Source organism: Faecalibacterium langellae (assembly GCF_002549775.1).
GTDB classification, from domain to species: domain Bacteria; phylum Bacillota; class Clostridia; order Oscillospirales; family Ruminococcaceae; genus Faecalibacterium; species Faecalibacterium langellae.
The window spans coordinates 93,488-103,062 of sequence record NZ_NMTR01000011.1; the positions used below are offsets into that span (position 1 = coordinate 93,488).

Here is a 9,575-nt window from a genome sequence, read left to right on the forward strand (position 1 = left end):
TTCCCCTGGAACGCCCGGTAAAGATTCAGATAAGAAAGGCCGTTTCATCTTGTCTCCGGTAATCTGATATGTTAGTATATCGCCAAGGGAAACATGTCGCAGACGGCACGCGGCGCACGGCTGCACGAACCGGCGCAGCAGCGTTCCGCCTAGAGCGCAGGCATGATAAAACCAACGAAAAGGAGAGAATTTCTATGCGTATCCACAAGATCACTCGTCGCAACTTCATGAAGGCCGCCGGTGTCTCGGCTCTGGCCATGGGTCTGGCTGCCTGCGGCGGCAGCTCCTCCACCAGCACGGCTGCTTCCACCGCCGGTTCCGGCGCAGCAGCAGGCGGCGAAGTGACCGGCGATAAGGTCGTCATCAACATCGGCCACATCAATGACCAGAGCGACTCCTGGCACCAGGGCGCTCTGAAGTTCAAGGAGTACTGCGAAGCAAACTCCAACGGCACCATCGAAGTCGATGTCTTCCCCAACAGCCAGCTGGGACCTGAGGTCGATATGATCCAGGGCATCCTGTCCGACAGCGGCACGGTGGATATCACCTTCACCGGCGAGTCCATGCAGACCTACCAGCCGGACCTTGGCATGATCGGCATGCCCTACCTGATCCAGAGCGACGAGCAGATGGAGAAGGTCCTGACCGGCGAAGTCGGCCAGGAGTTCGAGGGCCTGATGGAGGCCTGCGGCATGAAGTGCCTGGGCTACTTCACCCGTGGCCCGCGCTACATCACCTCCACCAAGAAGATCACCAACGTTGCCGACTGCAACAACCTGGTCATCCGCACCCCGCAGTCTGCCATGACCGTGGCCGCCTTCCAGGCCATCGGCGCAAAGCCCACCCCCATGGCACTGTCCGAGGTCTTCACCTCTCTGCAGCAGGGCACCATCGAGGCGCAGGAGAACCCGCTGGCTATGATCGAGACCCAGAGCTTCTACGAGGTCTGCCCCTACCTGATCCTGACCGCTCACCTGCGTGCATGGGTCTACATTGCAATGGGTCTGACCCAGTACAACCGCCTGTCCGACAGCCAGCGCGCTGTGGTGGATGCCGCCGGTGCAGAGTGCCAGGCACACGAGCACGAGCTGTTCCTGGACAACGAGGAGAAGTACTACAACCAGCTGCAGGAGCAGGGTATGGAGTTCATCGAGGTCGACACCAAGGAGTTCGCCGATGCCATGGTCAACGGCGTGCTGCCCATCCTGACCGACAGCCAGAAGAAGATCTACGACGAGATCGAAGCTCTGGCCTGATGCGGCTTTGAAATCTGAAACGAGGTTGAAATCATGAAGAAAGGCTTGGATAAATTCATCAAGGTCTACATGGAGATCCTGTACGCCTTGAGTTCCATCTTCTATGCAGGCTTCTGCTTCTGCGTTCTGGTGCAGGTCATCAGCCGAAACTTCCTGCCCAATGCCCCCTCCTGGACCGAGGAGCTGGCCCGCTACTCCTTTATTTACATGGTGGCCTTCGGTGTCGGTCTGGCTGCCCTGAAGCACGAGTTCGTCAACGTCGAATTCCTCGGCGATTTCCTCAAGGCAAAAAATCAGAAGGCACTGGATGTGCTGAACCTCGTCATCGAGGTCATCATCCTCGCCATGTGCCTGATCATTCTGGTGATGGCCGAGCCGAAATACTGCTTCCCCACCTTTGCGATGAACTCCACCGCCACCAACATCCCCATGAAGTACATCTACTTCTCCCAGTTCCTCACCTTCATCGTGCTGCCCGTCAGCTATGTGCTGGACATCGTCCGCACCCTGATCGGCTGGACCGAGAAGCCGGCTGCGTAAAGGAGGTCAAAACGCAATGGTTGCAGTTCTGTTTATTGTTTTCGTCGTCGCACTGGCGATCGGCGTGCCCGTGGCGTTCAGTCTGGGCCTCGCTTCCGTGGCCTACATGCTGGGCTCCCACATCCAGATGATCAACTTCGCACAGTATTTTTTCAAGGGTCTGGACTCCTTCACCCTGCTGTGCATCCCCGGCTTCACCTTTGCCGGCAACCTGATGAATCAGGGCGGCATCTCCGATAAGCTGCTGGACTTTGCAGACGCACTGGTCGGCCACATCACCGGCGGTCTGGCTTACGCAAACGTTCTGGCATCCATGGTCTTCGCCGGTATCTCCGGCACGGCCCTGTCCGACACCGTCGCACTGGGCGGCGTCGAGATCCCCATGATGGTCAATCAGGGCTATGACGTGCCCTTCTCGGTCGCCATCACTGCCGCATCTTCCTGCCTGGGCCCCATCATTCCCCCGTCCGTGCCCATGATCATGGCCGCTACCATGACCGGCCTGTCCGTCTCCAAGATGTTCATGGCCGGCATCGTCCCCGGCATCCTGCTGGGCGTGGGCATGTGCACCGTGTGCTATGTGCTGTCGGTCAAGCGTCACTACCCCAAGCGTGAGACGCCCCCCACCTGGAGCCACATCTGGCACGCCACCCGTGAGGCCATCTGGGCACTGATCATGGTGGCCATCATCCTGTTCGGCATCATGGGCGGCATCGTCACCCCGACCGAGGCTTCCATCATCTGCGTGGTCTACGGCCTGTTCGTCTCTGTGTTCATCTACCGCAAGATGGGCCCCAAGGAGATGTATGCCTGCCTGAAGGACACCGTTTCTTCTGCTTCCGCCATCATGGCTCTGGTCGCCTTTGCAAACGTCTTTGCCTTCATCCTGACCAAGGAGCACATCCCCAGCATGATCGCTGACGCAATGCTGCGCCTGACCACCAACAAGTACCTGATCCTGCTGCTCATCAACATCTTCCTGATTTTCGTGGGCATGTTCATGGAGACCATCGCCGCCATCCTGATCCTGTTCCCCACCCTGCTGGCTGTGGCCACCGCCGTGGGCGTCGATCCCATCCAGTTCGGCATCATCGTGGTCATGAACCTGGTCCTGGGCCTGTGCACTCCCCCTGTTGGTGTCTGCCTGTTCGCTGCAACCAACATCGGTTCCCGCTACGGCAAGTGCACCCTGTCTGACAGTGTCATCGCACTGCTGCCGCTGCTGGCCGTCAACTTCGGCGTTCTGTTCCTGGTCACCTATGTGCCCGCTCTGAGCGTCGGCGTCGCAAACTTCATCATGGGCTGATAAAGCTTCATTCTTCTCCTTATGGCTCCCCTCGCACGATGCGGGGGGAGCCTTTTTTTTGCATATCAGTTTGCCGGGCCGGGCTTTTCGCAGAGGATTTTCCGGGCTCTGACATTGTCAAAAATTTACGTAACATATCATCTCCTCTTTGCCGATCTTTTCCGCGCGGGGAGCAGGATTGTTTCCCAAACAAGGACTTTTATTGTAATCTATTTGTAATTTCCACCCTCTTTGACGAAAATTTTGGGGCGTTGTATCCAAGGCTCCTAAGATTTTTTACATTTCGCACAAAGATTCGGCTAAGAATTTGGCAAAGAAACTTTGCTTTTTTCTCTGGACATCGGGCATCTGATATGTTAGTATATTTGCAGGAAAGCTGAGCCGCAGACGCACGAACCTGCCGCTCAGCACTTTACGGAAAAGGTTTTTACGAAGTAAAAGGAGAGAATGTTATGCGTATCCACAAGATCACTCGTCGCAACTTCATGAAGGTTGCAGGTGTTTCTGCTCTGGCCATGGGTCTGGCTGCCTGCGGCGGCTCCTCCGCCAGCACTGCCGCTTCCACCAGCACCGCAGCTTCCGGTTCCACCGCAGCTGCAGGCGGCGAGGTCACCGGCGATAAGGTCGTCATCAACATCGGCCACATCAACGACGAGAGCGACTCCTGGCACCAGGGCGCTCTGAAGTTCAAGGAGTACTGCGAAGCAAACTCCAACGGCACCATCGAAGTCGATGTCTTCCCCAACAGCCAGCTGGGACCCGAGGTCGATATGATCCAGGGCATCCTGTCCGACAGCGGCACGGTGGATATCACCTTCACCGGCGAGTCCATGCAGACCTACCAGCCCGACCTGGGCATGATCGGCATGCCCTACCTGATCCAGAGCGATGAGCAGATGGAGAAGGTGCTGACCGGTGAAGTCGGCCAGGAGTTCGAGGGCCTGATGGAGGCCTGCGGCATGAAGTGCCTGGGCTACTTCACCCGTGGTCCCCGTTACATCACCTCCACCAAGAAGCTGACCTGCGTTGCCGACTGCAACAACCTGGTCATCCGCACCCCGCAGTCCGCTATGACCGTTGCCGCTTTCCAGGCTCTGGGCGCAAAGCCCACCCCCATGGCACTGTCTGAGGTCTTCACCTCTCTGCAGCAGGGCACCATCGAGGCACAGGAGAACCCCCTGGCCATGATCGAGACCCAGAGCTTCTACGAGGTCTGCCCCTACCTGATCCTGACCGCTCACCTGCGTGCATGGGTCTACATTGCAATGGGTCTGACTCAGTACAACCGCCTGTCCGACAGCCAGCGCGCTGTGGTGGATGCCGCCGGTGCCGAGTGCCAGGCACACGAGCATGAACTGTTCCTGGACAACGAGGAGAAGTACTACAACCAGCTGCAGGAGCAGGGCATGGAGTTCATCGAGGTCGACACCAAGGAGTTCGCCGACGCTATGATCAGCGGCGTGCTGCCCGTCCTGACCGACAGCCAGAAGAAGATCTACGACGAGATCGAAGCTCTGGCCTGATCGCTGATCGACTGACGATAAAAAGTTAAGTTCCAACGGGGCAGGCTGACAGACTTGCAGTCTGCCCCTTCTTTATCGTCCATACCATCCTCAAGGAAAGAGAGGTCGTATCCTTTATGAAAAAAAGCCTGAATAAGTTCATCAAGGGCTACATGGAAGTTCTGTACGCACTGAGCTCCATCTTCTACATCGGTTTCTGCTTCTGCGTTCTGGTGCAGGTCATCAGCCGCAACTTCCTGCCCAATGCCCCCTCCTGGACTGAGGAGCTGGCCCGTTATTCCTTCATCTACATGGTGGCCTTCGGCGTTGGCCTGGCTGCTTTGAAGCATGAGTTCGTCAACGTTGAGTTCATGGGCGACTTTTTGAAAAAGAAGAACCCCAAGGCTCTGAAGGTGCTGAACATGGTCATCGAGGTCGTCATCCTCGCCATGTGCCTGATCATCCTGGTGATGGCCGAGCCGAAATACTGCTTCCCCACCTTCGCAATGAACTCCACCGCCACCAACATCCCGATGAAGTACATCTACTTCTCCCAGTTCCTCACCTTCGTCATCCTGCCGGTGAGCTACCTGCTGGACATCGTCCGCACCGCACTGAGCTGGAACGACACCCCGGCTGAAAAGGAGGACTAAGCAATGGTCGCTGTTCTGTTTATTGTTTTCGTCGTCGCGCTGGCGATCGGCGTGCCCGTGGCGTTCAGTCTGGGCCTCGCTTCCGTGGCCTACATGCTGGGCTCCCACATCCAGATGATCAACTTCGCACAGTACTTCTTCAAGGGTCTGGACTCCTTCACCCTGCTGTGCATCCCCGGCTTCACCTTTGCCGGCAACCTGATGAACCAGGGCGGTATCTCTGAGAAGCTGCTGGACTTTGCAGACGCACTGGTGGGCCACATCACCGGCGGCCTGGCCTACGCAAACGTTCTGGCATCCATGGTCTTCGCCGGCATCTCCGGCACCGCTCTGTCCGATACCGTGGCACTGGGCGGCGTCGAGATCCCCATGATGGTCAACCAGGGCTACGACGTGCCCTTCTCGGTGGCAATCACCGCTGCATCTTCCTGCCTGGGCCCCATCATTCCCCCGTCCGTGCCCATGATCATGGCCGCTACCATGACCGGCCTGTCCGTCTCCAAGATGTTCATGGCTGGCATCGTCCCCGGCCTGCTGCTGGGTCTCGGCATGTGCGGCACCTGCTATGTGCTGTCCGTCAAGCGCCACTACCCCAAGCGTGATAAGGCTGCAAGCTGGTCTCACATCTGGCACGCAACCAAGGAAGCCATCTGGGCACTGATCATGGTGGCCATCATCCTGTTCGGCATCATGGGCGGTATCGTCACCCCGACCGAAGCTTCCATCATCTGCGTGGTCTACGGCCTGGTCGTCTCTGTGTTCATCTACCGCAAGATGGGCCCCAAGGAGATGTACGCCTGCCTGAAGGATACCGTTTCTTCCGCTTCCGCCATCATGGCTCTGGTCGCTTTCGCAAACGTCTTTGCCTTCATCCTGACCAAGGAGCACATCCCCAGCATGATCGCTGACGCAATGCTGCGCCTGACCACCAACAAGTACCTGATCCTGCTGCTCATCAACATCTTCCTGATTTTCGTGGGCATGTTCATGGAGACCATCGCCGCCATCCTGATCCTGTTCCCCACCCTGCTGGCTGTGGCCACCGCCGTGGGCGTCGATCCCATCCAGTTCGGTATCATCGTGGTCATGAACCTGGTCCTGGGCCTGTGCACTCCCCCTGTTGGCGTCTGCCTGTTCGCTGCAACCAACATCGGTTCCCGCTACGGCAAGTGCACCCTGTCCGACAGCGTGAAGGCTCTGGTCCCGCTGCTGATCGTCAACTTCGGCGTTCTGTTCCTGGTCACCTATGTGCCTGCCCTGACCGTTGGCGTCGCCAACCTGCTCATGGGCTGATCCCACCCCTAACGTTTCAGAGAAACTCTCTTACTTCGTCCGGAAGCGCCTGCGGTGAAAGCTGCAGGCGCTTTCTATTTTTAGCCAGATTTTAGCCGCCGTGATATGTTACATATTTCCGCTGCAAATCCGCAGAAATACGAAATAAAGCCGTTGTACAGGTCGTTTTTGTGGAAAAAAGAAAATATTTTCTTTTTTCAAAAAGCAATTTACTTTTCGTTTCGTCTGTGGTAATATGTTAGTGTCAGCACGGCCCGGAGCCATCCGCCCACCGTGCAGAGAAAGTCATGAAAATCTTTAAAACCATCATCAATTTCAGGAGGAAGATTTTATGAAGGGCGTTCAGATCGTTGAACCGAATAAACTGCAGATCGTTGATCTCGAGAAGCCTCAGATCGACAAAGAAAATAATGTCCTGGTCCGCATGGTCGCCGCCGGCATCTGCGGCTCCGACGTGGGCATCTACCACGGCACCAATGCTGCCGCCACCTATCCCCGCATCATCGGCCACGAGAACATGGGCATCGTTGAGGAGATCGGCGAGGGCGTGACCCGCGTGAAGGTGGGCGACCGCGTCATCATCGACCAGGTCACCGCCTGCGGCCACTGCTACGCCTGCCGCAAGGGCCGCCCCAACGTCTGCGGCAACCTGAAGGTGCGCGGCGTGCACATCGACGGCGGCTACCGCGAGTACATGGCTGTGCCGGACCGCGACTGCTACCTGGTGCCTGAGATCCTGAGCGACGAGGAAGCCGTCATGATCGAGCCCACCACCATCGCCGTGCAGTGCTGCAGCCGTGCCCAGCTGGAGAGCGAGGACACCGTCATGATCATTGGCAGCGGCGCTCTGGGCAGCTCCATCCTGCGCATCGTCAAGCTGTACAACCCCAAGGCCATCATCGTCACCGATATCGACGACGCAAAGCTGGAGGAAGCCAAGAAGAACGGCGCAACCTACACTATCAACAGCCTGAAGGAAGACGTTCCCACCAAGGCTCACGAGCTGACCGACGGCTACGGCCCCACCGTGACCATCGACGCCGCCTGCGTCAAGGGCAGCCTGCTGACCGCTCTGCAGGCCACCGGCAATGCCGGCCGCGTCATCACCATGGGCTTCTCCGTGGCACCCACCGAGGTCAACCAGTTCGTCATCACCTCCAAGGAGCTGGACGTCCGCGGCAGCCGCCTGCAGAACCGCAAGTTCCAGGACGTCATCGACCTGGTCAACGAGGGCAAGGTGGATCTGCGCGGCAGCATCTCCCACACCTGGAACTTCGAGGACGCACAGGCAGCCTTCGACTTCGTGGACAGCCACGATCCTTCCTACCGTAAGGGCGTTCTGACCTTCAAGAAGTAAAGTCCCTTTTCCTGCATTCTCCGCGCTCTGAGGGCGGTTTGCGCCGCTCTCGGTGCGCTTTATAAACCTCCCATAAAGAACAGGCCGTCCGGCTCGGGAAATCTCCCGCCGGACGGCTTGTTTGCGTATCGCTTATTCTCCTTCGACCAGTGCCACAGCCACATCGTTGACGTTGGTCCCCGTGGCTCCAGTGACGATCAGCCCGCCCACCGCCTGCAGCGCGTGGTAGGCATCGTTGTTTTGCAGCACGTCAAACACCCGCAGGCCCCGTGCTGCCAGCGCCGCTGCGGTGTCGCCATCCACATAGCCTCCGGCGGCATCCGTGGGGCCGTCGGTGCCGTCGCTGCCCACGGAAAAGACGGCTGCCTTCTGCCCGGCGATGGCCGGGGCTGCGGCAAGGGCCAGCTCCTGGCTGCGGCCGCCAAGGCCCTTGCCGGTGAGGTGCACCACGGTTTCGCCGCCCGCAAGGAAAGCCAGCTTTTTCCCCTGCCCTGCGTGGGTGCGGGCAATGGTGCCCAGAAAGCTGCCTGCCTCTCGCGCCTCGCAGCAGAGCCGGTCGGTCAGCAGAAGGGGCTCATAGCCCCGCGCCCGGCAGGCATCGGCTGCAGCAGCGCAGAGCTCACGCACACTGCCAGTGATGCGGGTGGTCACGTTATCCAGCGCTTTGGGTGTTTCCTGTGCCAGGAGCGCCTTTGCCCGCGCAGAGAGCTGCAGGTGATATTTCTCGGCAACAGCCTGCGCCTGCGCGCAGGTGGATGTGTCCGGCACGGCCGGGCCGCTGGCGATCATGTCCAGCGGGTCACCCAGAACATCGCTGAGCACGATGCTGAACACCCGTGCCGGGGCACAGGCCTGCGCAAATCGCCCGCCCTTCACGCCCGAGAGCCGCTTGCGGATGATGTTTATCTCCACGATATCCGCCCCGCTGGCCAGCAGCTGGCCGGTGATGTCCTGCAGCTCTGCGCCGGGCAGCAGCGGCTTTTCAAACAGCGCACTGCCGCCGCCGGAGAGCAGGAACAGCACGGTGTCTTCCGGCTGCAGGCCGTGGACGAGCTCCAGCGCCTTCTCCGTGGCCGCAAACCCGTTTTCATCCGGCACTGGGTGGCCCGCCTCGCAGCAGATCACGCCGGGGATCTCACCCTTCACGTGGCCGTATTTCGTCACGACCACACCGCCATCCACCCGGCTCAGCGCTTCCACAGCAGCATGGGTCATCTGCCAGGCAGCCTTGCCCGCCGCCACCAGCAGCACTCGGCCCCGCCCGGGCCGGAACTGTGCCAGCGCGCGGCGCACGGCTTCGTCCGGCAAAACCGCCTTCAGGCTGGATGCGATGATGGCATCCGCATCCTCACGCAGTGTCCGATCCATAAAACAGCCCTCCCCAGTTTTCTGATATAGAAAAAGAGCGTCGAATCAAACGATTCAACGCTCTTTTGTTGGTGCACCTCCAGGGACTCGAACCCTGGGCCCACTGATTAAGAGTCAGTTGCTCTACCAACTGAGCTAGAGGTGCATATTGTCAAGATGCGGTTTCTTCATCCTGACAAATTCAAGTCGGCGACTACCTATTTTCACGCGCCGTTTCCAGCGAACTATCTTCGGCACAAGTGAGCTTAACTTCTGTGTTCGGAATGGGAACAGGTGGAACCTCACCGTCATCGACACCGA

The 9,575-nt window shown here is 58.7% G+C and carries 8 protein-coding genes, 1 tRNA gene and 1 rRNA gene; 7 read left to right on the forward strand and 3 right to left on the reverse strand.

Annotation, left to right across the window (positions count from 1 at the left end; all coding sequences use genetic code 11):
• The first annotated feature begins 194 nt into the window (after window positions 1–194).
• The 7 genes from dctP (CGS49_RS04235) (at window position 195) to CGS49_RS04265 (ending at window position 7,907) form a co-directional block, all read left to right on the forward strand.
• Window positions 195–1,256, forward strand: a complete 1,062-nt coding sequence (gene dctP / locus CGS49_RS04235; RefSeq protein ID WP_179859027.1) for a TRAP transporter substrate-binding protein DctP — start codon at window positions 195–197, stop codon at window positions 1,254–1,256.
• Window positions 1,257–1,289: 33 nt separating this feature from the next.
• Window positions 1,290–1,796 carry a TRAP transporter small permease gene (locus CGS49_RS04240; protein WP_097800669.1) on the forward strand — a complete coding sequence of 169 codons (507 nt, stop codon included), beginning with the start codon at window positions 1,290–1,292 and terminating at the stop codon, window positions 1,794–1,796.
• Between the two features lie 16 nt (window positions 1,797–1,812).
• Entirely contained in the window at window positions 1,813–3,102 is a 1,290-nt protein-coding gene (locus CGS49_RS04245; RefSeq protein ID WP_097800670.1) for a TRAP transporter large permease, read from the forward strand.
• A 452-nt stretch (window positions 3,103–3,554) separates the two neighbouring features.
• Window positions 3,555–4,625 (forward strand): TRAP transporter substrate-binding protein DctP, encoded by a 1,071-nt coding sequence (gene dctP / locus CGS49_RS04250; RefSeq protein ID WP_097800671.1) that lies wholly within the window; start codon window positions 3,555–3,557, stop codon window positions 4,623–4,625.
• Between the two features lie 116 nt (window positions 4,626–4,741).
• Window positions 4,742–5,257 carry a TRAP transporter small permease gene (locus CGS49_RS04255; protein WP_097800672.1) on the forward strand — a complete coding sequence of 172 codons (516 nt, stop codon included), beginning with the start codon at window positions 4,742–4,744 and terminating at the stop codon, window positions 5,255–5,257.
• 3 nt (window positions 5,258–5,260) lie between these two features.
• The gene (locus CGS49_RS04260; RefSeq protein WP_097800673.1) at window positions 5,261–6,550 is read left to right on the forward strand and encodes a TRAP transporter large permease; all 1,290 of its coding nucleotides are present in this window, start codon (window positions 5,261–5,263) and stop codon (window positions 6,548–6,550) included.
• A 331-nt stretch (window positions 6,551–6,881) separates the two neighbouring features.
• A complete protein-coding gene (locus tag CGS49_RS04265; RefSeq protein ID WP_097800674.1) occupies window positions 6,882–7,907 on the forward strand; it encodes a zinc-binding alcohol dehydrogenase family protein in 1,026 nt (341 codons plus the stop codon).
• A gap of 132 nt (window positions 7,908–8,039) precedes the next feature.
• Here CGS49_RS04265 and CGS49_RS04270 read toward each other — a convergent pair whose 3' ends face one another.
• From CGS49_RS04270 to rrf, 3 genes are all read right to left on the reverse strand, one after another.
• Complete coding sequence (locus CGS49_RS04270) at window positions 8,040–9,275, reverse strand: glycerate kinase type-2 family protein (protein ID WP_097800675.1); 1,236 nt, start codon at window positions 9,273–9,275, stop codon at window positions 8,040–8,042.
• Between the two features lie 69 nt (window positions 9,276–9,344).
• Window positions 9,345–9,420, reverse strand: a tRNA-Lys gene (locus CGS49_RS04275).
• Between the two features lie 39 nt (window positions 9,421–9,459).
• Window positions 9,460–9,575: ribosomal RNA gene (gene rrf / locus CGS49_RS04280) — 5S ribosomal RNA — on the reverse strand.